The organism is Streptomyces sp. NPDC002125 (assembly GCF_053593715.1).
Genome location: NZ_JBSFDD010000011.1, coordinates 98,721 through 123,643, shown reverse-complemented (window position 1 = coordinate 123,643; position 24,923 = coordinate 98,721). Strand labels below are relative to the sequence as shown.

Genomic DNA, 24,923 nt, shown 5'->3' with positions numbered 1-24,923 from the left:
CTCCGGCTTTGTCGACGCAGGACGGCGGACAGGGCTCACCGCCCCGTCCGCTCGGGGACGTTCACACACAGATGCGCACGCGAGTGGCGCGTGCGGCTGTTGTCGGCCGGTTTCCGTCCGGTCGGCGGCACTCCCCCGGCTGCCGGCCGCTCGGAAGGGCGAGCCGGTACCCCGGTTCGGGAGGCGGGCAGACGGGCGATTGTAGCGATCGCGGCTTCCGGGGGCGAACGAATAGATCAGCGGCACGGAGGGGTCCGGCGGATGGAGAACTTCGGCGGACGAAGGGTTTCGGCGGACGGGGGCGCCTGTCCGGACGTTCCCGCGTCGGGGGACCGTGGAGGGGCGCTTGCCCGGACGTCCCCGCGTCGGGCGTGGAGGGACGCTTGCCCGGACGTCCCTGCGTCGTGCGACCGCCGTCGCCTACCCGGCGGACCCGTCCTGCTCCGACTCCTGGAAGTCGACGACGGCTTCGCCGTGCAGGGCCGCCCACTCCGTCAGCGCGGCGATGGGCACCACGAGCGTCCGGCCGAGCTCGGTGAGGCTGTACTCGACCCGGGGCGGCGCCTCGGCGTACGCGTGGCGTTCGACGAGGCCGTAGCCCTGGAGCCTGCGCAGCGTCTGGGTGAGGACCTTGCGCGAGACACCGCCGATCAGGCCGACCAGTTCGCCGTGCCGGCACGGCCGCCGGCTGAGCGCGAAGATCACGACGACGGCCCACTTGTCGGCGATGATCTCGATCGCCAGCCGGGCGGGGCAGTCGGCGAGGAAGACGTCTCCGGCCGAGTGGCTCATGGGAGGGGAAGGTACCAGGAGGTACCTGTCGGATCAGTAATTTCGTCTGTGTGCGACGGCGACCGCGAAGGCGACGGTGGCGGATGCGGGCAGCACCCGCGTGTTCCCGGCCCGGCGAGCGCCCCGCCGCCCTCCCGCGCGGGAGGGCCGGGCGCCCTGCCGCCGCACCGCGCCCAGCCCTCCGAGAGAAAGACGGGTCACCCATGCCACGCGTCGTCGTGTTCGACAGGACCGGAGCACCGGACGTCCTGCGCATCGCCGAAGAACCGGTCGTCGAGCCCGCCGAGGGCGAGGTGCGGATCAGGATCGAGGCCATCGGCGTCAACCGGCTCGACCAGATGATGCGCGCCGGGTCCTACCCCGGGCCGGTCCGTCTGCCGCGCGCCCGGCTGGGCTGCGAGGGAACCGGTGTCGTCGACGCGGTGGGCCCCGGTGTCGAGGGGCTCGCAGCCGGCGACGCGGTCCTCGTCACCGCCGTCCCCGCGATGGACCTCAACGGCACCTACGCCGAATACACCACCGTGCCCGCCACCACCGTCGTCGCGCGGCCCGACGGGCTGGACGCGACCGGCGCGGCGGCCCTGTGGGTGGCGTACTCCACGGCGTACGGCGCGCTCGTGGAGAAGGGCGGGACGCGCCCCGGCGACCACGTCCTGATCACCGCCGCCTCCAGTTCCGTGGGCCTGGCCGCCATCCAGGTCGCCCGCCAGATCGGTGCCGTTCCCCTGGCGGTCACCCGTCATGCCGCGAAGAAGGAGGGACTGCTCGCCGCGGGCGCCGCCGCCGTCATCGTCACCGACGACGAGGACGTGGCGGAAGCCGCCCGCCGGCACAGCGGCGGGGCCGGGGCCGACATCATCCTCGACTCCGTCATGGGCCCCGGTCTGGCGGATCTGGCGAAGGCGGCCAGGCCCGGCGGCACCCTGGTCACCGCGGGCTGGCTGGACCCCCGGCCCGCGACGTTCCCGATGACCTGGCCCCTCACGATCCTCGGCTACGCCAGTTTCGAGCACACCCTCGACCCCGTCGTGGTGCGCCGCATCGCTGCCTTCCTGGACGCCGGCCTGCGCAACGGGGCGCTGCGGCCCACCGTGGACCGGGTGTTCGGCCTCGACGAGATCGTCGAGGCGCACCGGTACCTGGAGCGGGGACAGCAGGTCGGCAAGATCGTCGTCACTGTCTGACCACCAGGGGTACGGCCGCAGCCGGTGTCCGTCCCGTGGCCCGCGGGCGGCGTCCGTCCCGTAGGGGACGGGTCCGTCCTGCGGGCGACCCCGGTCCGCGCCTTCTTCGGCCGCCCGGCCGATGCCGGGGCGCGGCCGGGCGGAGCACCATGGAATGCATGAGCACCCTTTATGTGAACCCGCGAAGGACCGGGCCCGCGCACGGCGCGACCGCGGCCACCGGCCGCCCGCGCGGCCACCGCGTCGGGGACGCGGTGCGCGCCGTCTCCGTCTACGCGCGCGCCGCGTTCGGCGTGGCCGTACTCGGCGAGTACGCGGAGGAGGCGGGCATCGTCCGCCGCCACCGCTGAGCCCGCCCCGACCGGCCGCCGTACCCGCTCGGCGCGCCTGCACGCGCCCAGCGCCTGCACGACCGGCCGCCGTACCCGACCGGGCCCCGTACCCGACCGGCCCCGTCAGCTCTCCGTGAGCAGCTCGTCCGCGTCGACGATCCGGTACGCGTACCCCTGCTCGGCCAGGAACCGCTGGCGGTGCGCCGCGAAGTCCTGGTCGATCGTGTCGCGGGCGACCACCGAGTAGAACCGGGCCTCGTGCCCGTCCGCCTTCGGCCGCAGTACCCGGCCGAGCCGCTGTGCCTCCTCCTGGCGCGAACCGAACGTCCCGGACACCTGGATGGCGACCGTGGCCTCCGGCAGGTCGATCGAGAAGTTCGCGACCTTCGACACCACCAGCACGCTGATCTCGCCCTGGCGGAACGCGTCGAACAGCTTCTCGCGCTGCGCGTTGCTCGTCTCGCCCTTGATCACCGGGGCGTCCAGATGCTCGCCGAGCTCGTCGAGCTGGTCGATGTACTGCCCGATGACGAGGGTCTGCTCACCCTGGTGCTTGCGCACGAGCGCCTCGGTGACCTTCCGCTTCGTCGCGGTCGTCGCGCAGAACCGGTACTTCTCCTCGGCCTCGGCCGTCGCGTACGCCAGGCGCTCCGAGTCCGTGAGGTTCACCCGGACCTCGACACAGTCGGCGGGCGCGATGTAACCCTGCGCCTCGATCTCCTTCCACGGGGCGTCGAAGCGCTTGGGCCCGATGAGGGAGAAGACGTCCGACTCGCGGCCGTCCTCGCGCACCAGCGTCGCGGTCAGCCCGAGACGCCTGCGTGCCTGGAGGTCGGCGGTGAACTTGAAGACGGGCGCGGGCAGCAGATGCACCTCGTCGTAGATCACGAGCCCCCAGTCCCGGGAGTCGAACAGCTCCAGGTGCGGGTAGATGCCCTTACGGCGGGTGGTCAGCACCTGGTACGTGGCGATCGTGACCGGGCGGATCTCCTTGCGCGTACCGCTGTACTCGCCGATCTCCTCCTCGGTCAGCGAGGTCCGCTTCACCAGTTCGTGCTTCCACTGCCGCGCCGACACGGTGTTGGTCACCAGGATCAGCGTGGTCGCCTTGGCCTCGGCCATGGCACCGGCGCCGACCAGCGTCTTGCCCGCGCCGCAGGGGAGCACGACGACACCCGAGCCGCCGTGCCAGAAGCCGTCGACGGCCTGCCGCTGGTACGGGCGGAGCGCCCAGCCGTCCTGGTCGAGCTCGATCGGGTGTGCCTCGCCGTCGACGTAACCGGCGAGGTCCTCGGCCGGCCAGCCCAGCTTCAGCAGCGTCTGCTTGATCTGCCCGCGCTCGGAGGGGTGCACGGCCACGGTGTCCGGGTCGATACGGGTCCCGACCAGCGGCTGGACCTTCTTCGAGCGGAGGATCTCCTCCAGCACCGGCCGGTCGTTGGAGGTCAGCACCAGCCCGTGCACCGGGTGCTTGGACAGGGTGAGGCGGCCGTACCGCGCCATCGTCTCGGCGATGTCGACGAGGAGCGCGTGCGGCACGGGGTAGCGCGAGTACTCCACGAGGGCGTCGACGACCTGTTCGGCGTCGTGCCCCGCGGCGCGGGCGTTCCACAGGCCGAGCGGGGTCAGCCGGTAGGTGTGGATGTGCTCGGGCGCACGCTCCAGCTCGGCGAAGGGTGCGATGGCACGACGGCAGGCCTCGGCCTGGTCGTGGTCGACTTCGAGGAGAAGCGTCTTGTCGCTCTGGACGATGAGGGGTCCGGTCACGCGCGTCGGCCCTTTCTGCTCTGCTTCTGCCCTGCTGCTGGGAAACGCCGCCGGGGACGGCCGCGGACGGCCAAACGTCCAGTGTGCCGCATCCGGGCCGGGACCGGGCGGCTACGTTGAGGGCATGAGGCATAACCACCGGCGAGGGGCCAGATGAAGGTTTCCTCATCTTGGCTTCATGCCGGCGCGCGGATACGGGCGGCAGGCTCCGTGTATGGCCTTCTCGCACCGTATCGCCACCCTGGCAGCCGTTGTCGCGATCCCGCTGGGCATAGCCGCGACCAGCTACGCGCTGGCCGACAGCCCCGCACGGCCGGAAGTGCCCGGCCGGGTGGACCTGGACAGCGGCCCCGCCTCCGGCAGCCCCGATCCCGGTACGACGACCAGCCCGGGTCCCGGCACCACCGCCAGCCCGGGTCCCGGCGCCACCGTCAGCCCGCGTCCGGGCAGTACGGACCCGACGGCCCCGCCGGGCGACGTCGTCGTCCCGCAGCCGCCCGCCACCGACACCAACGACGACGATGACGCGGACGACTCCGATGACGACAGCACCTCCAGCACCCCCGGGACCCGCGGCGGCGGTGACGACGGCAACGACGACGGGTGAGCAGCCCCCGGCCCGGCACCGGATATCCGCACGGGTCCGCATCCTGCTCTGGCTCCTGGTGGTGATGACCGTGGCGCTCGCCGCCGTCGCCACCACCACCCGCTCCATCCTGCTGGGCGACCTGGACCACCGGATCAGCACGCTGCTCGCCCAGGAGACCCAGGAGTTCGCGAACTTCGTCGAGCACGGCAGGGACCCCGACACCGGCACCCCCTTCGCCGGGCCGCAGCGGCTCCTGGAGGTCCATCTCCAGCGGCAGTACGCCGATACCGGTGAGGAGCTGCTCGCCGTCGTCGGGGAGGGGGCCTCCTCCTCGACGCTCCGGCAGAACCGCGAGATCGCCACCGGCCTGCCCCTCCACAAGGACCGCGGCTCGCTGAGGGCCATCACCGGGTCCTCGCGGAGCACGGGGACCCTGGAGAGGCCCGAGGGCGAGATCCGCTGGGCGAAGGTCGACGTGGGCAGCGACGGGGGCGCGGCACAGGGGACCTTCGTGGTCGCCTTCCACGCCGACGGCGAACGGGCCGTGGTGAACGGCGTCTTCCGGGTCCTGCTCGCCATCTCGGGTGTGGCCCTGCTGATGACCACCGGCATCGCCTGGGTCGTCGCGGGGCGGATACTCGCGCCCGTACGGCTCGTGCGCGCCACCGCGGCGCAGCTCACCGAGCAGGACCTCACCCGGCGCATCCCCGTCCACGGGCGGGACGACATCTCCGCGCTCGCCGAGACCTTCAACGCGATGCTGGACCGGCTGGAGCGCGCCTTCGGGACCCAGCGGCAGTTCATCGACGACGCCGGGCACGAGCTGCGCACGCCGATCACCATCGTGCGCGGCCATCTGGAGCTGATGGGCGACGACCCGGCCGAGCGCGAGGAGACGGTTCGGCTGGTCACCGACGAGCTCGACCGGATGAGCCGGATCGTCGAGGACCTCCTGCTCCTCGCCAAGGCCGAACGCTCCGACTTCACCACGCCCGAACCGGTGCAACTCGCCGAGCTGACCGCGGACGTCTATGTGAAGGTACGGGCGCTCGGGCGCCGCGACTGGCAGCTGGACGGCGGTGCCGACGGCTGGGCGACGCTCGACCCCCAGCGCGTCACCCAGGCGATGGTGCAGCTCGCGCAGAACGCCGTCCAGCACACGGCTCCCGGCGCGACGGTCCGCATCGGCTCGCGGCTCACGGACGCGGGCGAGGTGGAGCTGTACGTGGCGGACAGCGGCTCCGGTGTGCGGCCCCAGGACGCCGAGGTCATCTTCCAGCGGTTCCGCAGGGGCGCCGCCCGGCGGGGCTCGCGCGGCAGCGGCGCGGGACTCGGGCTGTCGATCGTCAAGGCCATCGCGGAAGGCCACCGGGGGCGCGTCGAGCTGCGCGCCACCCCCGGCGGCGGGGCGACCTTCGCCCTGCTGCTGCCCTGCTCGCCCGTCGCGGAACCGGATGTGGAGGCTGTCGGACTGTGAGCAGGATTCTCATCGTCGAGGACGAGGAGCGGATCGCCGCCTTCGTGGAGAAGGGCCTGCGGGCCAACGGCTTCACCACGACGGTCGCGGGCGACGGGCGCACGGCCGTCGACTACGCGTGCACGGGCGGCTTCGACCTGATCGTCCTGGACATCGGGCTGCCCGACCTGGACGGCTTCTCGGTGCTGCGCGAGGTCCGCGAGGCCCAGGTGACGTCCCCGGTGATCGTGCTGACCGCGCGGGACTCCGTACGGGACACCGTGGCCGGCCTGGAAGGCGGCGCGGACGACTGGATGACCAAGCCGTTCCGCTTCGAGGAACTGCTGGCCCGGGTGCGGCTCCGGCTGCGCACCGCGGCCCGGGTACCGGAGGTGACCGTGCTGCGCAGCGGCGACCTCACGCTGGACCTGCGCACCCGGCGGGCCCGGGCACAGGACCGCACCGTGGACCTGACGGCGCGCGAGTTCGTCCTGCTCGAACTCTTCCTGCGCCACCCCGACCAGGTGCTGTCGCGCGAGCAGATCCTGTCGCACGTGTGGGGCTACGACTTCGACCCCGGCTCCAACATCGTGGACGTCTATGTGCGGGCACTGCGCAAGAAGCTCGGCGCGGAACGGCTGGAGACCGTACGGGGCATGGGCTACCGGATGCGCTGAGCGCACCCGCTCCGGGGTGCGGGGCGGGCGCGCCGGTCCATGAACTTTCCTTCATGGGCGGCTCATGAGGTGCTCACCGCGGCTCTCAAGACTGGCTGACACGGGCCGGGACCGGCCCGGTCCCCGCCCGTTGAGGAGCCAAGGTGAACCTGACTACCCGTCAGGCCGTGTCGGCGTGCGTCGCGTTGAGCGCCTGCGCGGTCCTGCTCGTGCCCGGAGCCGTCCAGGGCATCGGCACGGACGGCCGGATCACGCTGATGGTGTTCGCCGTCGCCACCTGTGCGTGGATCGGGACCGCCGTGGACGACACGTACATCGCGCTGGGCGCGGGGCTGGTGCTCGCGGCGGCCGGAGTGATCAGCAGCGACACCCTGTTCGCGACCCTCGGTGATTCGACCGTCTGGTTGCTGATCTGCGCCTTCGTGATCGCCGCCGCGGTCTCGCGCAGCGGCCTCGCGGGCCGGGCGGCGGCCTTCCTGGTCGGCGGTGCGCGCACCGTGCGGCAGCTGGTGCACCTGACGACGACGGCCCTGGTGCTGACCGCGTTCGCGGTCCCCGCGACCTCGGGCCGCGCGGCCCTCGCGCTGCCGGTCTTCCTGGCCCTGGCGAAGGCGCTGGCCGACCGCAGACGGCTGGTGGTCATGCTGGCGCTGCTCTTCCCCACGGTCATCCTCCTGTCGGCGGTGGCCACGCTCATCGGGGCCGGGGCTCACCTGATCACCGTGTCCGTCCTGTGGGAGGCCACCGGGCAGCGCATCGGCTTCACCCAGTGGCTCCTGCTGGGGCTGCCGCTGGCCGTCGTCTCCTCCCATCTCGCGGCGGAACTGGTGCTGTTCACCACCACACGGCGGGAGGACCGGCGCGGGCCCGTCCACATCTCCGTCGAGGAGATCCAGGAGCACAGCGAGAAGCCGGTGACCGGTCCGCTGGAACCGGGCGAGGCGCGGTGCGCGCTGCTGCTGGGCACGGTGGTGGTCCTGTGGTGCAGCGAGCCGCTGCACGGGGTGCCGCCGGCCCTGGTCGCGCTGATCGGCGCGGTGGTCGCCGCGTCACCGGCGCTGGGCACGGTCCGGCTGAAGGACGCCCTGTCGACGGTGCCGTGGTCGCTGCTGCTGTTCATGGCCGCGACGATGGCGATGGGCGCGGCCCTCACCCAGTCCGGGGCCGCCGAGTGGCTCGTCTCGGGCCTGCCGGCCGGCACCGGGGTGCCCGCCTGGGTCTTCCTCGCGGCCGTCGTCGCCCTCAGCACCGCGGCGCACCTGGTGCTCCAGTCGCGCTCCGCCCGCTCCAGCGTCCTCGTGCCGCTGGTCGTGGCGGCGGCCGTGGGCCTCGGCGTCGACCCGGTGGCCGCCGCGCTCGCCTCCACCGCAGCCGCCGGGTTCTGCCACACCCTGCCCGCCTCGGCCAAGCCGGTGGCGCTCTTCGCCGACGTCCCGGGTGTCCCGACGTACGGCCCTCGCGATCTGCTGCGGCTCTCGGCCTTCCTGGCACCGCTGAGCGCGGCGGTGGTCCTGCTCTTCGCGCTCGGCGTCTGGCCGCTGCTGGGCGTCGCGCCCTGACTGTCCGGTGTCCGGCCGCTGCGGGGCGCGTCGCGCCTTGACTGTCCGCTGTCCGGCCACTGCTGGGCGTCGCGCCCCGACCGTCCGGTGTCCGGCCGCTGCGGGGCATCAGGCCCCGGCCGTCTCCCGCTCCACCCCTTCCTGTCATCCGTCACCCCGCCACCACCCCAGGAGTAGCCATGTCCGCGACGTACCGGTTCGCCATCGCACCCAGCGGTTTCAAGGAGTCCCTGTCCGCGCAGGACGCCGCACAGGCCATCGCGGAGGGGCTGCTGCGCGTGGTCCCCGACGCGGAGATCGACCTCATCCCGCTCGTCGACGGGGGCGAGGGCACCGCACAGGCGCTGGCCGCCGCCACGGGAGGCAGGCTGGTGCACCGTACGGCGACGGGGCCGGTCGGCGAGCCCGTCGCCACGCACTTCGCACTGCTCGGAGGGCCGGCCCACGGGCCGCGCACCGCCGTGGTGGAGATGGCGGCGGTGGCGGGGCTCGGCCTGGTGCCGCACGACCGCCGCGATCCGGTCGCGACGACGACGTACGGGGTCGGCGAGCTCATCCGCGCCGCACTGGACGCCGGCGCGCACCGCATCCTCGTCGGCTGCGGGGACTCGGGGACGTCCGACGGGGGCGCGGGGGCCCTCCAGGCGCTGGGAGCCCGGCTGCTCGATGCCGATGGCCGTGAACTCCCGCAGGGTGGAGGGGCGTTGCGTCACCTCGCCCGTATCGACGCCTCGGGGCTCGACCCCCGGCTGTCCGAGGCCGAGATGCTCGTCGCGTGCAATCCGTACAACGTGCTGTGCGGTCCCCAGGGCGTGGCCCGGGTGTTCGGCCCGCAGAAGGGCGCGACGGCGCGGCAGGTCGAGGAGCTGTCCGCCGCGCTCGACCACTGGGCCGGGCTGCTCGCCCGTGACGTACGCCCGCGCCTGTGCGGTGCGCCCGGCACGGCGCCGCCGGACAGTCTGCGCCACGGACCCGGGACCGGTGCGTCGGGTGGGCTCGGCGCCGGGCTCGCCGCACTCGGCGCACGGCTCCTCCCGCGCTTCGAGGTGCTGCTCGACCACCTCGACCTGGACGCGCGGCTCGCCCGCGCCGACCTCGTGATCACCGCCGAGGGTGCCCTGGACCGGCAGACCCCGCGGGGCAAGGTCCCGGCGGAGGTGGCGCGCCGGGCCAAGCTCCACGGCCGGCCGGTCCTCGCACTCGCCGGAACGATCGGCGAAGGCGCCCAGCAGGTACGGGAGTCGGGCGTGGACGCGTACAGCGGCATCCTGCCCGCGCCGGTGGGCCTCGCCGAGGCGCTCGACCGGGGCGCGGAGTTCCTCGCCGACGCGTCCGAACGCGCGCTGCGGATGGTGCTGATCGGCATCGGTCTGACGCCCGGCGGGGCGCCGGGTGACCAGGGCCCGCCGGACCGCGCGGGCGCTCCCGGGGAGGCGCTGGCGCAGGCGGGATGAGGCACGCCACGGAGCCTGCGCGGAGCGGGTGACGTGTCGCCCCGGGCCGGGTGGGGCCGGGCCGGCCGTAGCGTGGAGGCATGGACGCGAAGCAGGCGGCAGGCCAGATGCCGGGGCCCGACGACCCGGGCTTCCCCGCGCATCACGCGCCCCGGTGCGACGACCTCGGTGAGCTGGACGCACACCTCACGGAGTGCCGGGCCTGCCCCCGGCTGGTGGCCTGGCGGGAGGAGGTCGCCGAGGTGAGGCGCGCGGCCTTCCGGGACCAGGAGTACTGGGGGCGGCCCGTCCCCGGCTTCGGCCCGCCGGACGCCTCCCTGGCGGTCGTCGGCCTCGCGCCCGCCGCGCACGGCGGGAACAGGACCGGCCGGATGTTCACCGGTGACGACGCCGGTGACTTCCTCTTCACGGCCCTGCACACCGTGGGCCTCGCCTCGCGGCCCGGCTCCGTCCATGCGGGGGACGGGCTGACCCTGCGTGGCGTACGGCTCACCTCTCCCGTGCACTGCGCACCCCCGGCCAACTTGCCGACCCCCGAGGAACGCGCGACCTGCCGGGCCTGGCTGTCGGCCGAGCTGGACCTGCTCGGCCCGGGGCTGCGCGCGGTGGTGGTCCTCGGCGGCTTCGGCTGGCAGGCGCTGCTCCCCGTACTCGCCGAGGCGGGATGGCGGGTGCCGCGCCCGCGGCCCGCCTTCGGTCATGGCGCGCACGTCGTCCTGCCCGCCACGGACCACGGGCGGGAGCTGCACCTGCTGGGCAGCTACCACCCGAGCCGGCGCAACACGTACACGGGCCGGCTCACCATGCCGATGCTCGTCGAGGTGCTGCGTGAGGCCGCCGCACTCGGCGGGCTGCCGGCCTCCTGACGGCCATGTGTCTGTTCGGCAGGCGTGTTGTTCACTCGCGCCATGAGCAGCGCCGACCGGCACGGACTGGTCGCGCGATGACGAACGAGAGGGGCGGCCGGCAGACCGGTGCCCGCCCGGCAGGAGCACGCCGGGCCACCACCCGGCGCCCGGAGTCCGCCCCGCGCGGGGCCGCCGCGACCGCGCCCAGGGCCGCCACGATGCGGGACGTGGACAGGCGTGCCGGGGTCTCCGTGTCCGCGGTCTCCCGGGTGGCCTGGCTGTGGATCAGCTTCCCCGCCGCGGCGTTCGTCCCGGCCACGGCGGCCCTGTACGTCCTGCGCCGGACACAGCCACCAGGACGACCGCGGTGGCGCCGGCTCTCCGGGGACGGCCCGGCTCCGCGTGGTGGACTGCGCCGGGCCGTCAGCTCGTCTGATCGTCGGCGAGTTCCGCCACGCCCGTGATCCGGTGCAGCGGATACGTGCGCACCTCGTCGGCCGTGTGGTCGTACGCCGTGACGAAGCCGCCCTCGACCTTGACCGGGGCGATCACGCGCTGACTGGCCGCGCCCTCGGCGTTGACGTAGCCGATCCAGACCGCCGAGCCGGTCATCGCCGCGGCCTGCACCGTGGCCAGGGTCTCGGCGGAGGTGGTGCGCGGCAGGGAGCCCGAGGCCGTGGAGTCCGGGGTGTCCTTGTGGACGACCCTGGCGGCCGTGTCGCCGGCCCTGATGGCCCGTACGGCCGCGCTCAGCAGGGTGGCGTCCGGGACGGGCGGGCCCTCGGGCACGGGAGCCGGAGGCGTCCTGGGCGGGGTGCGGCGGGCTCCGGCACGGGTGATCAGGACATCGCCCTCGGCGGACTCGGCGGCCGGGGCGTACCCCATCTCCCGCAGCCCTTCGAGCAGGGAGCCCGGGTCGGTCTGGGCGGCCAGGACGGTCGGCGCGAGCCGGCGCAGCCGCAGGGTGGCCGAGCGCTTGTCGGCCAGGATCTCGTGGAGCACGGCCTCGTCGTCGCAGCGTACGTACGCCGAGGCGGCGCCGATCCGGAGATGGCCGTGCCGCCGGGCCACGTCGTCGATGAGATAGCTCAGCGGCTGCGGCACCGGGGTGCGGCTGTGCGTGGCCAGGAAGGCGTGCAGGTCGGACGCGGCCTGCCCGGCGTCCAGTGCGCGGCGCACCGAGCCGGGGGTGAAGCGGTAGACCGTCGCGCCGCCCTTGGACTCGACGTCGGCGAGCACCGAGAGCATGTCGGCGAGCGGGCGTTCCAGTGGGCCGGGGGCGACGGCCGTCAGGTCGGCCTGGAGCAGCACATGGTCCAGTGGCTCGGGCATCAGCGGGGCGAGCCGGGCCGCAGCCTCGGCGGGACCCTCGTCGAGCAGTGCGCGGGCCTGGGAGGAGAGGGCGCCGCGGCCGGTGATGCCGAGGAGCTCCGATTCGTTGACCGTCCACAGGGCGAGCCGGGACCGCAGGTCGGTGGCCTCGTCGGGGGAGGTGCCCGCCGGCGAGGGAGGGCCGCCCGGTCTGGACGTACGCAGGGGCCGCTCCCAGCGCAGCCTGGCCAGCAGGGTCTGCGGGTCGGGGGCGGTGCCCGGAGGGAGGGAGGCGAAGAGCGCCAGGACCCGGCGGCGCACCTCGGGTGCGGCCGAGCGGTCCAGATCGGGGCCGAGCGCGGACAGGGCCCTGCCCTTGGCGTCCTGGCCGCCGATCAGCCCGGCGGTGCGGGTGGCGGCGAGCCAGGCGGTGGCGAGGTGGGTCCAGCGTTCCTGGGCGGGGAGGTCGAGCCACTCGTCGGACGCGGGGGTCGCCGCATAGCGTTCGTCGGTCTCGCCGTCGGAGGCCAGCAGGCCCGCCGCGTAGGCGAGTTCGATCCAGAAGGCGGCGACGGGCTCGGAGACGTCGAGCGCGCTCGCGCACCGCTTCAGCTCGCGCACGCTCAGGCCGCCCGCGCGGAGGATGGCCGGGCCGCCGTTGTTCCACAGCTTCAGCAGCTCCTCGACGGTGGACAGCGCCATGAACGCCTGGCCCGCCGCCGCCCTGTCCACAGCCTGGGGATCGCGCTCGGCCGCCGCCATGAGCTCCGGCGGCAGGGGCTCGGGCACGCGGTGGGCGCGTCCGGCCCTCAGATGCAGCGCCGCCTCGCGCGGCAGGACCACCGTGCGCGTCGACACGGGCAGCAACAGCCCGCGGTCGCGCAGCCATTGCACGGGCGGGGTGGGATTCGGCGTGACCTCGCCGTACGGCGGGCCCCAGACCAGCCGGTCGAGCACGGACAGCGCCTCGGCCGGCGCGGTGTCCAGCAGCTCCGCCATCCTTGTCCGGTCGGTGAAGAGCCCGGCGAGCGCGGCGACGGCGGACACCGGGTCATGGGTGGCCGGCAGTCCGGCGGCGGCCAGGATCTCCTGGAGCCGGCCGGGCGACATCCCGGCCGTGGCCTCCGCGACGGTCGGGCCGAGGCCGGTGGGGGAGGGGTGCTGCGGGGACGGCGCCAGCAGCTCTCGCGCGGTGCGCACGAGATGCAGCCGGGCGTCCTCGCCCCAGACCAGGGCCTGTTCGCGCAGGGTCGCCAGGGCGGCGGGCAGCGCGGCGGTGATCGTCGCGCCCGATCCGTCGCGCCCTTCGCCGTCGCCCTGTCCGTCACCGGTGAGGAGCGCCAGCAGCGTGTCGTACGGAGCCGGGTCCGGCGCCACCGCCAGCGCCTCCGCGGTCTGGAGGGCGAAGCGGTCGAGGTGCTCCAGCGCGCGCACCACGGAGGCGCGCGTGCCGGCCCGCGTCGCCAGCTGGGTGATGTCGTTCGGCACGGGGCCGAGCAGGTCGGGGCGGGCACGCAGAAGCCCCGCCAGCGATTCGTCGCCCCGGGCGCGCAGAGCCTCGGCGAGCGTGCGCGGTGGTGTGGTCGTCCCCATCCAACCCACGGTAGCCCCTGGAGCGCTACCGTCGGGGCAGGGCGGGTAGAGGGAGAACGATCGCGTGGGGATCGAGAGCGACCAGCTTGTCTACGACTATCTCAGCCGGGTCGGTGACCTGGCGCAGCAACAGCAGCTGTCCTCGGGTGCCCGGATGCGCCTCGTCGCGACGCTCCGGGGCGAGATCGACCGGCAGCGCGGCACGGACGGTTCGGACTCCCCGGCGGTGGTGCGCCGCATCCTCGGCAGGCTCGGCGCCCCCGACGAACTCGTCGCGGCGGCGGCCGAGTCGGTCGACGGCGGGGTGACGTTGCCCCCGCCCCGTGCGGCCAGGAGCCCGGCCGGGAAGAAGACGGACGCGGGCCCCGGCGCTGTGCCCCGGGCGCGCCGGATGCTCCGTAAGGACGCGTCACGCGAGGAGGCGGCACGCGAGGGCGCGTCGCCGGAAGCGGAGGCCGCCGACACCCGGGCCGGGACCGCCGGAGCCGGGGCATCCGGTACCGGGGGCGAGCCGGCCCCCGGCTGGCCGTCCGCCTCGGCGCCGCACATGGCCGGGCTGGGCCAGCAGCCGTCCGGCGGCGAGCCCGAGTGGTGGCGGATCGAGCCGGGGCCCTTCGGCGAGGGCGGCCTGGGCGCGACGAACCCGGGCACGGACGTGCCCGGGTTCGTGGGCGGTCCGGAGAGCCTGGAGCTGTTCGGGCAGCCGGGCGTGGCGGGTCCCGGCACGGCCGTGCCGGGGTTCGTGGGCGGCCTGGAGAGCCCGGAGCTGTTCGGGCTGCCGGGAAGGCCGAAGACCCCGGGGCCGCGCGCTCCGGTGGAGGAGGCGGAGGACGAGGAGGAGCCGGGCGAGGAGGAGCAGGAGGCCGACGAGCCCGGGACCCGGTCCCGGTGGAGGCCGCGTCTGCGCCGCCCCCGGCGGTCCGCCGAGGGCTCCGGCTCCACGGGCCGGGTCCGGCTGTCGAACCCGGTGCTGCTGCTGGCCGCGGCGCTGCTGGTGGCCGGCGCCGTACTCGGGTCGCTGCTGGCGCTCGCGGGAGGCTGGCTGCTCGCCTACAGCTCACGCAGGTTCTCGCGCGCCGAGGCGAAGTGGGTCGCGATGGGCCTGCCGGGAGTGGTGGTGGGCGGCGCCTTCGTCTGGCTGTGGGGGCGCATGGAGGGCCGCTGGGGCAGCCCCCTCGCCGCGGACGCCATGGGGGACGCGATGACGGATGTCCTGCCGGTGGTGGTGCGGGTGGCGGCGGTCGTGTCGGCGCTCTATCTGGTGTGGAGGGCACGGCGGCTGTCCGGGTGAGCCGTCCTCTGGTGTGGAGGGCACGGCGGCTGTCCGGGTGAGCCGTCCTCTGGTGTGGAGGGCACGGCGGCTGTCCGGGGGAGCCGAGAGTGTACGTTCGTACATTCCAGGTGTACGATCGTACGCATGACGACGGACTACTTCGCCCAGGATCCGCGTACCAACCTGGAGCGCATGCTCGCGGGTGACCTCTACATCGCCGACGACCCGGAGATCGCCCTGCGGCAGCAGCGGGCCATGCGGCTCGCGGCCCGCTACCAGGCCGCGCACACCGAGGACGCGGAGCAGGCCCGGACGATCCTGGCCGAGCTGCTCGACTCGGTCGGCGAGGGCGTCGAAGTGCGCCCGCCGCTGTACGTCGACTACGGCAGCAACATCGCGATCGGCGCCCGCACCTTCGTCAACTACCACCTCACCGCGCTGGACGTCGCCCGGATCACCATCGGTGAGGACTGCCAGATCGGCCCCAACGTCCAGCTCCTCACGCCCACCCACCCGGTGGAGCCGGAGCCCCGGCGGGACAAGCTCGAAGCCGCGCTCCCCATCACCATCGGGGACAACGTCTGGCTCGGCGGCGGCGTCATCGTCTGTCCCGGGGTGACGATCGGCGACAACTCCGTGATCGGCGCCGGTGCCGTCGTCACCAAGGACATCCCCGCCAACGTCGTCGCCGTGGGCAATCCCGCGCGCGTCGTGCGCGAGATCTGACACGCCGTGGCCACCGGGCACACCGACCCGCAGCGCCGCGAGCGCATCCTCGCCGCCACGCTCGACCAGATCGCGGACGAGGGCGTCGCCGGGGTCTCCCACCGCAAGATCGCGGTGCGCGCGGAGGTGCCGCTCGGCTCGATGACGTACCACTTCAGCGGCATGGACGAGCTGCTGCGCGAGGCCTTCACCCGCTTCGCGGACGACATCGTGGCCGTGTTCGAGCTGCACCTGGGCCGCGCGGGCACCCAGGAGGAGGCGCGGGAAGCGGTGGTCGACCTCATCCACCTGCTCTCCGAGGGGCCGCGCCGCGAGCTCGTCCTCACCCAGGAGCTGTACACGCTGGCGGCGCGGCGCGACGAGTACCGCGAGCTGACCCACGCCTGGATGAACCGCAGCCGCCGCCTGCTGGAGCAGCACTTCGACCCGGACACGGCCCGCCAGCTGGACGCCCTGATCGAAGGGCTGTCCCTGCACAGGTCGCTCGACACCGAACCGCACGACCGTGAGCTGACGCGGACCGCGGTACGGAGGCTGACCTCCGCCCCGGCGGACTGAGGGCACTCCCGTGATCCACCAGGGATCACGGGACGGCGCTCAGCGCCCACCTGACCACCCGTGGGGTGCGGACCTGACCCCGCGCCCCACGGGTCTGCTTCGTCAGACGGACCTGACCCCGCGCCCCAGGGGTTACTTCGTCAGATCGGCCTGGAGCTCGTCCAGGATCTTGTCCGCCGCCGTGCAGCCGATCCCCTGGGTCCACAGCTCGTCGTCGACGGGGAACACCTTCGGGCCCGGTGCGCGCAGGGGGCTGGAGCACGGTGCGGAGTCGTGGGCGGGGCGTAAACGTGCTCTGACGTCCGCCCGCCCGCCCGCCCCCGCCCGTCCGCCCCCCCGCCCGCCCGTCCCCGGCCGCCCGTCCCCGGCCGCCCGTCCCCGGCCGCCCGGGACGGCGGTGGCCGGGCCCCTTCAGGGCTGTGCTGACGTCCGGTGGGAGGCGGTCTGCACAATGGGGGGCATGTCCTCACACACCTTGACGGTCGGTTTCGACCTCGACATGACGCTCATCGACTCCCGGCCCGGCATCAAGGCCGCCTATGAGGCGCTGGCCGCCGAGACGGGTGTGTACGTGGACACCGACCTGGTCGTCAGCCGGCTCGGGCCGCCGCTGGAGGAGGAGATGGCCCACTGGTTCCCGGCCGGCGCGATCGCCGAGGCGTCCGACCGGTACCGCGCGATCTACCCGGAGACGGCCATCACGCCGACGACCGCGCTCCCCGGCGCCCGCGAGTCCGTGGAAGCCGTCCAGGCGCTCGGCGGCCGGGCCATGGTCGTCACCGCGAAGTACGAACCGAACGCCAAGCTCCACCTCGCGCACCTCGGCATCGAGGCGGACGTACTGATCGGCGGCCTCTGGGCCGAGGGCAAGGCGGAGGCGCTCCTGGAGCACGGGGCGCGGATCTATGTCGGCGACCACACCGGCGATGTGCGGGGCGCGCACGCCGCGAACGCCCTGTCGGTCGGCGTGACCACCGGCCCGTGCGACGAGGAGGAGCTCCGGGCGGCCGGAGCAGAGGTCATTCTGCCGGACCTCACCGCGTTCCCCGCCTGGCTGCGGACGTTCGCCGCGGGCTGACGGGGTCTGACGGGGTCTGACGGGGTCTGACGGGGTCTGACGGGCACCCGACGCATGCCTGGTGTGCCGGGCGGCACCCTGACCGGTCCGGGTCCGGCGACCCGGGCTGTCGCGGGTGCCGTCCCGGAGCCATGCTGTTAATTTCTCCCCTATGTCCCAAAAGTGCACTTATCGCCTGATCGGCGGGTGAGGCGGGGTGGGTGTTCTCCGCGACAATCCCGCCCTCTCCCTCTTCCTCTGCCTGGCCGCCGGATATCTCGTCGGCAAGCTGCGGGTGGGGCCGATCACGCTCGGCGGCATCTGTGGCACGCTGATCGTGTCGCTGCTCCTCGGCACCCGGCACGTCAGCGTCGACGACGACGTGAAGACCGTCTTCTTCGCGCTGTTCATCTTCTCGCTGGGTTACATGGCCGGCCCCCAGTTCTTCTCCAACCTCAACCGGAGCAGCCTGCGGTTCTTCGCGCTCTGCCTGATCGAGGTGGTCTGTGTCCTCGGCATCGCCTACGGGCTCGCCGAGGCCTTCGACCTGGACGTGGGCACCGCCGCCGGAATCCTCGCCGGAGCGGCCACCGAGTCCGCCGTCGTCGGCACGGCCACGGAGGCCATCGGCAAGCTCAGTGACCTGACCGCAGACCAGATCACCCAGTACCAGGGGCATGTGGCCACCGCGTACACGGTCTGCTATCTCTTCGGCCTGATCACCATCGTGCTCTACACCAGCCAGATCATGCCGATGCTCCTCCGCATCAATCTGGCGGACGACTCGCGCAGGCTGTGGGAGAAGATGCGCGGCGGCAAGGCCGGTCTGGAGTCCGACGAGCGCGAGGCGCTCCCGGTCATGGTCGGCCGCACCTATCTGGTGACCCAGGCCGACGGCCGGACCGTCGGTGACCTGCAGAGCGCGTCCGGCGACCGGATCACGGTCGAGGGCGTCAAGCGGGGCAGCAAGCTGCTCACGCCCGAGCCCGGACTGGAACTGACGCTCAGCGACCTCGTGCAGGTGGTCGGCCTGCGGTCGGCCATCATCGAGGCCGGCCGGGAGATCGGCCCGGAGACCCCGGCCGTGCCGGGACTCGACACCCCGCTGGCCACCAGTCAGGTCGCCGTCACCGACAAGGAGACCGTCGGCGCGACCATCGACCGGCTGGAGAAGCGCCACCCGGAGTTCCGCAAGGACGGTGTCTACATCACCGACGTACTGCGCAACGAACAGCACCTGCCCGCGACCGGGGAGACGACTCTGGCCCGGGGCGACGTGCTCACCCTGGTCGGGGCCAGGGGCGGGCTGAACCGACTGGTCGCGAAGCTCGGGGCGGTGGTGAAGAACGACTCCACCGACTTCATCTACCTCGGCTTCGGCATCGTCGTGGGCTCCCTGCTCGGCCAGATCGTCATCAAGGCCGGGGACGTCCCGCTGTCGCTCGGCACCGGTGGGGGCTGTCTGATCTCCGGCCTGGTCTTCGGCTGGTTCCGCTCCCGCAGCCAGACCTTCGGCGCCTTCCCGCCGCAGGCCGCGAGCACCCTGAAGGACATGGGCCTGGCCGTCTTCATCGCCTGCACCGGGCTGGCGGCGGGACCCCAGGCCTGGCCGCTGCTCAAGGAGTACGGGGCGCTGCTGCCGGTCGCCGGGATCGCCATGGTCCTGATCCCGGCGACGATCTCACTGATCGTCGGACGCAAGCTGCTGAAGATCGAGAAGCCGCTCCTGATCGGTGCCATCGCCGGACAGCAGTGCTCCACCCCGGCGATCACCTCCATCACCCAGGTGGCCCAGAGCTCCGTACCGCTCCTCGGCTACACGATCACCTACACGCTCTCCAACTTCCTGCTGCCACTGACCGGGCCCATCCTCGTGGGCGTCCTGGGGGCCTGACATGGTCGACTTCCTGAACCGGAACATCTTCCAGCCCCACCCGGAACTGCTCGTCTTCGTCGTGCTCGCGCTCGGCTTCCTCCTCGGGAAGATCCGCTACCGGGCGATCGCGCTCGGCGCGGTGACGGGGTGTCTGGTCGCCGGGCTGGTGCTGGGCGCGCAGTTCAAGGTGGAGATCGACGACACGGTGAAGAATCTGTTCTTCATCATGTTCCTGTTCGCCCTCGGCTACCGCGTCGGCCCGCAGTTCTTCCGGGGGCTGAGGAAGGACGGCCTGCCCCAGGTCGTCAACGCGGTCGTCGTCTGTGTGACCGGGCTGCTGGTCTCCTGGCTCTTCGCGAGCCTCCTCGGCTACGGTCCCGGGCTCGGCGCCGGGCTCATGAGCGGCGCCCTCACCCAGTCGGCCGCCATCGGTGTCGCCCAGGACGCCATCGGCACCCTGCCCGGGCTCTCCTCCGCCGAGGCGAAGTCCGAACAGAACCTGGTGGCCGTCGGGTACGCGGTGACGTACCCGCTCGGCACCATCCTCTGCGCGATGCTCCTGGCCAACGTGCTGCCCAAGCTCTACCGCAGGGACCTGGCGAAGGAGAGCGCCGAACTCGCCGCCGAGATGGACGCCCCGAACGAGAGCCCGGACGAGGGCGAGGGCTACTACGAGGTGGTGCTGCGCGCCTACCGCGTCGAGCGCCCCGACCTGGCCGGCCGCTCCGTGGCGGACTTCGAGGACCAGCAGAAACAGCTCGGGCGCCGCGTCTACCTCACCGGCGTCCGGCGCGACGGCACGGTCCTGGAGCACGACCAGTCCCGCACGCTCCAGCCCGGCGACACGGTCGCGGTCAGCGCCATCCGGGGCGACCTGGTCGCCTTCGACCCGCGGACCCACATCGGGACCGAGGCCGACGACGTCGAGCTCCTCGGCTACCGCACCGAGACCCTGCACGTGGTGGCGTCCGAGAAGGCGCAGCTCGGCCGGACCATCGAGGAGCTGCGCCGGGAGCCGTTCATGGTCGGCGTGTACGTCGACAAGCTGTACCGGGCCGGGGCGGAGTTCCCCTACCGGCTCTCCACCCGGCTGGAGCGCGGCGACACGGTGATCCTCACGGGCCCGGAGCGGCTGGTGGGCCCGGCGGCCAAGGAGATCGGCAAGCCGGTGCCGACGAGCTTCGCGACCGACATGGTCTGGGTGGGCCTCGGCATCTTCCTCGGCGGCTGCATCGGCATCCCGGCGCTGACCGCGGGCGGGGTGCCGATCTCGCTGTCCACCTCGGGCGGGGGCCTGATCATGGGCCTGGTCTTCGGCTGGATCCGCGGAAAGTATCCGACGTACGGAAACGTCCCGCCCGGTGCCCAGTGGTTCATGGACACGCTGGGGCTGTGCGTCTTCGTCGCCGTCGTCGGCATCAACGCCGGGCCGAGCTTCACCAGCGGGCTGTCCTCCGCCGGCTGGGGCCTGCTCGTCCTGGGCGCCGTCGCCACCGTCGTCCCGCTGATCGTGGGCTTCCTGGTCGGGCACCACGTCCAGAAGATCCGTTTCCCCGTGCTGATGGGCGTCCTGGCGGGCGGTCAGACCACCACGGCCGCGATCGGAGCCATCAACGAGACCTCCAGATCCCAGATCCCCACCCTCGGTTACACGATCCCGTACGCCGTCGGCAACGTCCTGCTGACGGTGTGGGGCGCCGTGATCGTCCTCCTCAACCACTGACCCGACACCGACCTGCACGGGAGCGGAGACCACCATGCCGAAGACGAGACTCAGCCGGGAAGAGATCCGGTCCTTCGCCCAGCTCTCCCCCTTCGAGCTGAAGGACAAGTTCATCCAGATCGCGACGGAGGCCCAGAGCGACAAGGCCGGCCAGAAGGGCATGGCGGCCCAGGCCATGCTCAACGCCGGTCGGGGCAACCCGAACTGGGTGGCCACCGGCCCCCGCGAGGCGTACCACGCGCTCGGCTACTTCGCGATCAGCGAGTCCCGGCGGGTGTGGACGGCCGACAACCTGGGCGGCATGCCCGAGGAGTCGGGCTGCGCCGCGCGCTTCGGACACTTCGTCCGTACGAACCCGTCCCTGCCCGGCATCGAGCTGCTGAAGGCGTGCGTCGACCTCGCGGTGAAGCGCTTCGGCTTCGTGCCCGACGCCTTCGTGCACGAGCTCGCGGACTCCTCCATCGGCGACAACTACCCGGTGCCGGACCGCATCCTGCGCCATACCGAGCAGATCGTGCGGGGCTACCTGGCGGACGAGATGTTCGACCACCGGCCTCCCGAGGGGCAGACGATGAGCCTGTTCGCCACCGAGGGCGGCACGGCGGCCATGTGCTACATCTTCGACTCCCTGATGAAGAACGGGATTCTGGAGAAGGGCGACCGGATCGCCCTGATGGTCCCGGTCTTCACCCCGTACCTGGAGATCCCGGAGCTCGACACCTACGGCTTCGACGTGGTGACGGTGGAGGCCAGCCTCTTCACGGAGACCGGGGTGCGCCAGTGGCGCTATCCGACCGAGGAGATCGAGAAGCTCGCCGACCCGTCCGTGAAGATGGTGTGCTGCGTCAACCCGAGCAACCCGCCCTCGCTGGCGCTCTCCACCAGGGTCGCTGAGCAGATCGTGTCCATCGTCGCCGAGCGCAACCCGAACCTGATCATCGTCACCGACGACGTGTACGGGACCTTCGTGGAGGGCTTCCGTTCACTCGCCGCCGACCTGCCGCGCAACACACTGCTCGTCTACTCCTACTCCAAGCACTACGGCGCGACCGGCTGGCGGCTCGGGGTGATCGGGCTGCACGACGACAACGTGATCGACGCGATGCTGGCGGGCCAGCCCCCGGAGCAGAAGGCCCGGCTGGAGAAGCGGTACGGGACGCTGTCGCTGGAGCCGGGGAAGATCCGCTTCATCGACCGGATGGTGGCGGACTCCCGGCAGGTCGCGCTGAACCACACGGCGGGGCTCTCGCTGCCGCAGCAGGTGATGATGGCGCTGTTCTCGCTCTTCGACATGCTCGACGAGGGCCAGGAGTACAAGCACCGGATTCGCGCCATTGTCCGGCAGCGGCTCGACCTGCTCCTGGAGGGCGTCCACATGAAGATCTCGGAGGACCCGAAGCGGGCGGCGTACTACGTCGAGCTGGATCTGCTGGCGGAGGCCGAGCGTGTCCACGGCAAGGAGTTCGCCGGCTTCCTGGAGCGGAACTACGAGCCCGTCGACCCGCTGTTCCGGCTCGCCGAGCAGACCTCCGTGGTGCTGCTCAACGGCGGAGGCTTCGACGGGCCCGAGTGGTCGGTGCGGGTGTCGCTCGCCAATCTGGACGACCTCGACTACCTGAAGATCGGCCACCACCTGCGCGTCATCTTCGACGAGTACGCGCGGGAGTGGCGGGCCGGATGACGGACGGGAGGGCCCGCTACCGCGCGGCGGCGCGCTTCGGGGAGTTCTTCCACACCGACCGGACCACCCCCGCGCCCGCGATCAGGAAGCCCAGGCCCATCAGCATGCACACCGCGTAAGCGACGGACGGGAAGGGCTCGGTGCCCAGGAACAGCGGGGCCACGGTGACCAGAGTGGCCAGCGCGCCGATGAAGAAGACGATCGCGCCGACCTGTACGAGCCGGTCGCCTGCGCCTGAAGGAGTAGTACTCACCCGGCCAGGGTAGTTCCCAGCTCGGCGGAACCATTCGGCGACGTCTTGTGTCAGGCCTCCGGGCCATTAGCCTGGAGCCTGGCGGGTCGGTGACCCGCTGTACTGCTATCCGGAGCCGTATGGCGGCTCTCCCGCGCACCGACGAGTACGAGGACGAGGACAGACGTGCCCACGGGTAAGGTCAAATGGTTCAATTCGGAAAAGGGCTTCGGCTTTCTTTCGCGCGACGACGGCGCAGACGTCTTCGTCCACTCCTCGGTGCTCCCGGCCGGCGTCGACGCCCTCAAGCCCGGCCAGCGCGTCGAATTCGGCGTGGTCGCGGGCCAGCGCGGTGACCAGGCCCTCTCCGTCGTGGTCCTCGACCCCACCCCGTCCGTCGCCGCGGCCCAGCGGCGCAGGCCGGACGAGCTGGCCTCGATCGTGCAGGACCTGACGACCGTGCTGGAGAACATCACACCGATGCTGGAGCGGGGCCGCTACCCCGACAAGGCCGCGGGCGCGAAGATCGCCGGCCTGCTGAGGGCGGTCGCCGACCAGCTCGACGTCTGAGCCGCGCCCCCGGGCCCGCCCGCCGGGCGGGCCCCGGGACGGTCAGCGCGCGTCGAAGGAGAGCGCGTCCGGCGCCAGTGCGGGGACGAGCCCCTCGGCCGCCGCGCGGGTCAGCAGGCCGCGGATCGCCGCGTAGCCGTGCTCGCCGAGGTCCGCGGTGAACTCGTTGACGTACAGCCCGATGTGCTGGTCCGCCACGGCGGGGTCCATCTCCTGGGCGTGCTCCAGGACGTACGGCCGTGAGCGCTCCGGGTCGTCCCAGGCCATCCGCACCGACGTACGGACCGAGTCCGCGAGCCGCTTCAGCGTCTCCTCGCCCAGCGAGCGCTTGGCGATGATCGCGCCGAGCGGGATCGGAAGGCCGGTGGTCGACTCCCAGTGCTCGCCCATGTCCGCGAGGCTGTGCAGGCCGTAGTTCCGGTAGGTGAAGCGCGCCTCGTGGATCACGAGCCCCGCGTCCACCCGGCCGTCGCGCACGGCGGGCATGATCTCGTCGAACGGCATCACGACGATCCCGCCCACACCGCCCGGCACGACCTCGGCCGCCCAGAGCCGGAACAGCAGATAGGCGGTGGAGCGCTCGCTCGGCACCGCGACGGTCTTCCCCGTCAGGTCGGCGCCCGCCTCCTTCGTGAGGACCAGCGGCCCGCAGCCACGCCCCAGGGCGCCGCCGCACGGCAGCAGCGCGTACTCGTCGAGCACCCACGGCAGGACGGCGTACGACACCTTCAGCACGTCGAACTCGCCGCGCTCGGCCATGCCGTTGGTGAGGTCGATGTCGGCGAAGGTGACATCGAGGGCGGGCGCGCCGGGGACCCTTCCGTGCGCCCAGGCGTCGAAGACGAAGGTGTCGTTCGGGCACGGCGAGAAGGCGATCCGCAGGGCGGGGCCCGGCGCTCCGGAGAGGGCGGTCGCGGTGTCAGTCACGGTGTCGGTCGTGTCGGTCATGATGGGTCCAACTTTCCACTACAGGTGCGGTCTTCCCGAACGCCTCGGTGAGCGCGGCCAGGGCGTCCCCGATCCGCCAGGCCGCGCGGTCGCGCGGCCCCACGGTGTTCGAGACGGCCCGGAGCTCCAGGGCCGGTACGCCGAGCCCGGCGGCGGCCTCCGCGACACCGAAGCCCTCCATGGCCTCGGCGACGGCCCCGGGATGCGCGGCCAGGAGCTCGGCGGTGCGGGCCGCGCTGCCGGTCACGGTGGAGACGGTGAGGACGGGGCCCGGCACGGCCCCGGTTGCCGCCGCCACGTCCCGTACGAGGGCTTCGGGCGGCAGGAAGGCGTCCCTGCCGAAGCCGAGACCGGTGACGGGCACGAAGCCGTCCGGGGTCTCGGCGCCCAGGTCCGCGGCGACGATGCCGGTCGCCACGACGAGGGAGCCGACGGGCGCGGCGGGAGCGAAGCCGCCGCCGATACCGGCCGAGACGACCAGTGCGTACGGCTCGGACGCGGGCGCGGCGGCGAGGGCGAAAGCGGTGGCGGCGGCAGCCGCCGCCGGACCCGCGCCGCCCGCCAGGACGTCGAACGGCCCGGCGCGGTGCAACCGGGCGCCGGGCACCTCGCGGACCTCGGGATCACCCCCGAACGCACGCGTGACCGCGTCCCGTTCGGCCGGGACGGCGGTCACGACAAGCACCCGCACGGCGGTGGTCCTCGGTTTCAGAGGGT

At 72.9% G+C, this 24,923-nt stretch carries 23 protein-coding genes; 16 read left to right on the top strand and 7 right to left on the bottom strand.

Going from position 1 to position 24,923, the window contains the following annotated elements; genetic code table 11:
- Positions 1 to 420 precede the first annotated feature (420 nt).
- Positions 421 to 792 (bottom strand): winged helix-turn-helix transcriptional regulator, encoded by a 372-nt coding sequence (locus ACWCQM_RS20440; RefSeq protein ID WP_450916587.1) that lies wholly within the window; start codon positions 790 to 792, stop codon positions 421 to 423.
- Positions 793 to 995: 203 nt separating this feature from the next.
- Between ACWCQM_RS20440 and ACWCQM_RS20435 the strand changes: the two genes are divergently transcribed.
- A complete protein-coding gene (locus ACWCQM_RS20435; protein WP_450916586.1) occupies positions 996 to 1,976 on the top strand; it encodes a zinc-dependent alcohol dehydrogenase family protein in 981 nt (326 codons plus the stop codon).
- Positions 1,977 to 2,134: 158 nt separating this feature from the next.
- Entirely contained in the window at positions 2,135 to 2,326 is a 192-nt protein-coding gene (locus tag ACWCQM_RS20430; RefSeq protein WP_450916585.1) for a hypothetical protein, read from the top strand.
- A gap of 105 nt (positions 2,327 to 2,431) precedes the next feature.
- Here ACWCQM_RS20430 and ACWCQM_RS20425 read toward each other — a convergent pair whose 3' ends face one another.
- Entirely contained in the window at positions 2,432 to 4,075 is a 1,644-nt protein-coding gene (locus tag ACWCQM_RS20425) for a DNA repair helicase XPB (RefSeq protein ID WP_450916584.1), read from the bottom strand.
- A gap of 214 nt (positions 4,076 to 4,289) precedes the next feature.
- Between ACWCQM_RS20425 and ACWCQM_RS20420 the strand changes: the two genes are divergently transcribed.
- From ACWCQM_RS20420 to ACWCQM_RS20395, 6 genes are all read left to right on the top strand, one after another.
- Positions 4,290 to 4,682, top strand: a complete 393-nt coding sequence (locus ACWCQM_RS20420) for a small hydrophilic protein (protein ID WP_450916583.1) — start codon at positions 4,290 to 4,292, stop codon at positions 4,680 to 4,682.
- 64 nt (positions 4,683 to 4,746) lie between these two features.
- Complete coding sequence (locus ACWCQM_RS20415) at positions 4,747 to 6,141, top strand: sensor histidine kinase (protein ID WP_450916685.1); 1,395 nt, start codon at positions 4,747 to 4,749, stop codon at positions 6,139 to 6,141.
- Positions 6,138 to 6,797: a response regulator transcription factor gene (locus ACWCQM_RS20410; protein ID WP_450916582.1), complete on the top strand. Its 660-nt coding sequence runs from the start codon at positions 6,138 to 6,140 to the stop codon at positions 6,795 to 6,797. The genes ACWCQM_RS20415 and ACWCQM_RS20410 overlap by 4 nt, the downstream gene beginning before the upstream one ends.
- Before the next feature lie 143 nt (positions 6,798 to 6,940).
- Complete coding sequence (locus ACWCQM_RS20405; RefSeq protein ID WP_450916581.1) at positions 6,941 to 8,356, top strand: SLC13 family permease; 1,416 nt, start codon at positions 6,941 to 6,943, stop codon at positions 8,354 to 8,356.
- Positions 8,357 to 8,535: 179 nt separating this feature from the next.
- On the top strand, positions 8,536 to 9,810 hold the full coding sequence (locus tag ACWCQM_RS20400) for a glycerate kinase family protein (protein ID WP_450916580.1): 1,275 nt from the start codon (positions 8,536 to 8,538) through the stop codon (positions 9,808 to 9,810).
- A gap of 80 nt (positions 9,811 to 9,890) precedes the next feature.
- Positions 9,891 to 10,676, top strand: a complete 786-nt coding sequence (locus ACWCQM_RS20395; protein ID WP_450916579.1) for a uracil-DNA glycosylase — start codon at positions 9,891 to 9,893, stop codon at positions 10,674 to 10,676.
- A gap of 31 nt (positions 10,677 to 10,707) precedes the next feature.
- On the opposite strand, the gene ACWCQM_RS20390 is transcribed toward ACWCQM_RS20395, so the two are convergent.
- Positions 10,708 to 10,977, bottom strand: a complete 270-nt coding sequence (locus ACWCQM_RS20390) for a hypothetical protein (protein ID WP_450916578.1) — start codon at positions 10,975 to 10,977, stop codon at positions 10,708 to 10,710.
- A 104-nt stretch (positions 10,978 to 11,081) separates the two neighbouring features.
- Positions 11,082 to 13,562, bottom strand: a complete 2,481-nt coding sequence (locus ACWCQM_RS20385; protein WP_450916577.1) for a helicase C-terminal domain-containing protein — start codon at positions 13,560 to 13,562, stop codon at positions 11,082 to 11,084.
- A 64-nt stretch (positions 13,563 to 13,626) separates the two neighbouring features.
- Here ACWCQM_RS20385 and ACWCQM_RS20380 point away from each other — a divergent pair, with 64 nt between their 5' ends.
- The 7 genes from ACWCQM_RS20380 to ACWCQM_RS20350 all read left to right on the top strand — a co-directional run bounded on the left by ACWCQM_RS20380 (position 13,627) and on the right by ACWCQM_RS20350 (position 22,456).
- Positions 13,627 to 14,853 carry a hypothetical protein gene (locus tag ACWCQM_RS20380; RefSeq protein ID WP_450916576.1) on the top strand — a complete coding sequence of 409 codons (1,227 nt, stop codon included), beginning with the start codon at positions 13,627 to 13,629 and terminating at the stop codon, positions 14,851 to 14,853.
- Between the two features lie 126 nt (positions 14,854 to 14,979).
- On the top strand, positions 14,980 to 15,561 hold the full coding sequence (locus tag ACWCQM_RS20375) for a sugar O-acetyltransferase (RefSeq protein ID WP_450916575.1): 582 nt from the start codon (positions 14,980 to 14,982) through the stop codon (positions 15,559 to 15,561).
- Positions 15,562 to 15,567: 6 nt separating this feature from the next.
- The gene (locus ACWCQM_RS20370) at positions 15,568 to 16,119 is read left to right on the top strand and encodes a TetR/AcrR family transcriptional regulator (RefSeq protein ID WP_450916574.1); all 552 of its coding nucleotides are present in this window, start codon (positions 15,568 to 15,570) and stop codon (positions 16,117 to 16,119) included.
- A 460-nt stretch (positions 16,120 to 16,579) separates the two neighbouring features.
- Complete coding sequence (locus ACWCQM_RS20365) at positions 16,580 to 17,197, top strand: HAD family hydrolase (protein WP_450916573.1); 618 nt, start codon at positions 16,580 to 16,582, stop codon at positions 17,195 to 17,197.
- 196 nt (positions 17,198 to 17,393) lie between these two features.
- A complete protein-coding gene (gene aspT, locus ACWCQM_RS20360) occupies positions 17,394 to 19,070 on the top strand; it encodes an aspartate-alanine antiporter (RefSeq protein ID WP_450916572.1) in 1,677 nt (558 codons plus the stop codon).
- Between the two features lies 1 nt (position 19,071).
- A complete protein-coding gene (gene aspT, locus ACWCQM_RS20355; RefSeq protein ID WP_450916571.1) occupies positions 19,072 to 20,775 on the top strand; it encodes an aspartate-alanine antiporter in 1,704 nt (567 codons plus the stop codon).
- A 34-nt stretch (positions 20,776 to 20,809) separates the two neighbouring features.
- On the top strand, positions 20,810 to 22,456 hold the full coding sequence (locus ACWCQM_RS20350) for a bifunctional aspartate transaminase/aspartate 4-decarboxylase (RefSeq protein WP_450916570.1): 1,647 nt from the start codon (positions 20,810 to 20,812) through the stop codon (positions 22,454 to 22,456).
- A 16-nt stretch (positions 22,457 to 22,472) separates the two neighbouring features.
- On the opposite strand, the gene ACWCQM_RS20345 is transcribed toward ACWCQM_RS20350, so the two are convergent.
- On the bottom strand, positions 22,473 to 22,709 hold the full coding sequence (locus tag ACWCQM_RS20345) for a hypothetical protein (RefSeq protein ID WP_450916569.1): 237 nt from the start codon (positions 22,707 to 22,709) through the stop codon (positions 22,473 to 22,475).
- Positions 22,710 to 22,874: 165 nt separating this feature from the next.
- Here ACWCQM_RS20345 and ACWCQM_RS20340 point away from each other — a divergent pair, with 165 nt between their 5' ends.
- Positions 22,875 to 23,258: a cold-shock protein gene (locus ACWCQM_RS20340; RefSeq protein ID WP_450916568.1), complete on the top strand. Its 384-nt coding sequence runs from the start codon at positions 22,875 to 22,877 to the stop codon at positions 23,256 to 23,258.
- A 42-nt stretch (positions 23,259 to 23,300) separates the two neighbouring features.
- On the opposite strand, the gene ACWCQM_RS20335 is transcribed toward ACWCQM_RS20340, so the two are convergent.
- Positions 23,301 to 24,206 carry a 1,4-dihydroxy-6-naphthoate synthase gene (locus tag ACWCQM_RS20335; protein ID WP_450916567.1) on the bottom strand — a complete coding sequence of 302 codons (906 nt, stop codon included), beginning with the start codon at positions 24,204 to 24,206 and terminating at the stop codon, positions 23,301 to 23,303.
- Positions 24,178 to 24,897, bottom strand: coding sequence for a futalosine hydrolase (locus ACWCQM_RS20330; protein ID WP_450916566.1), 720 nt, complete (start codon positions 24,895 to 24,897; stop codon positions 24,178 to 24,180). Before ACWCQM_RS20330 ends, ACWCQM_RS20335 begins: the two co-directional genes overlap by 29 nt.
- Positions 24,898 to 24,923 lie beyond the last annotated feature (26 nt).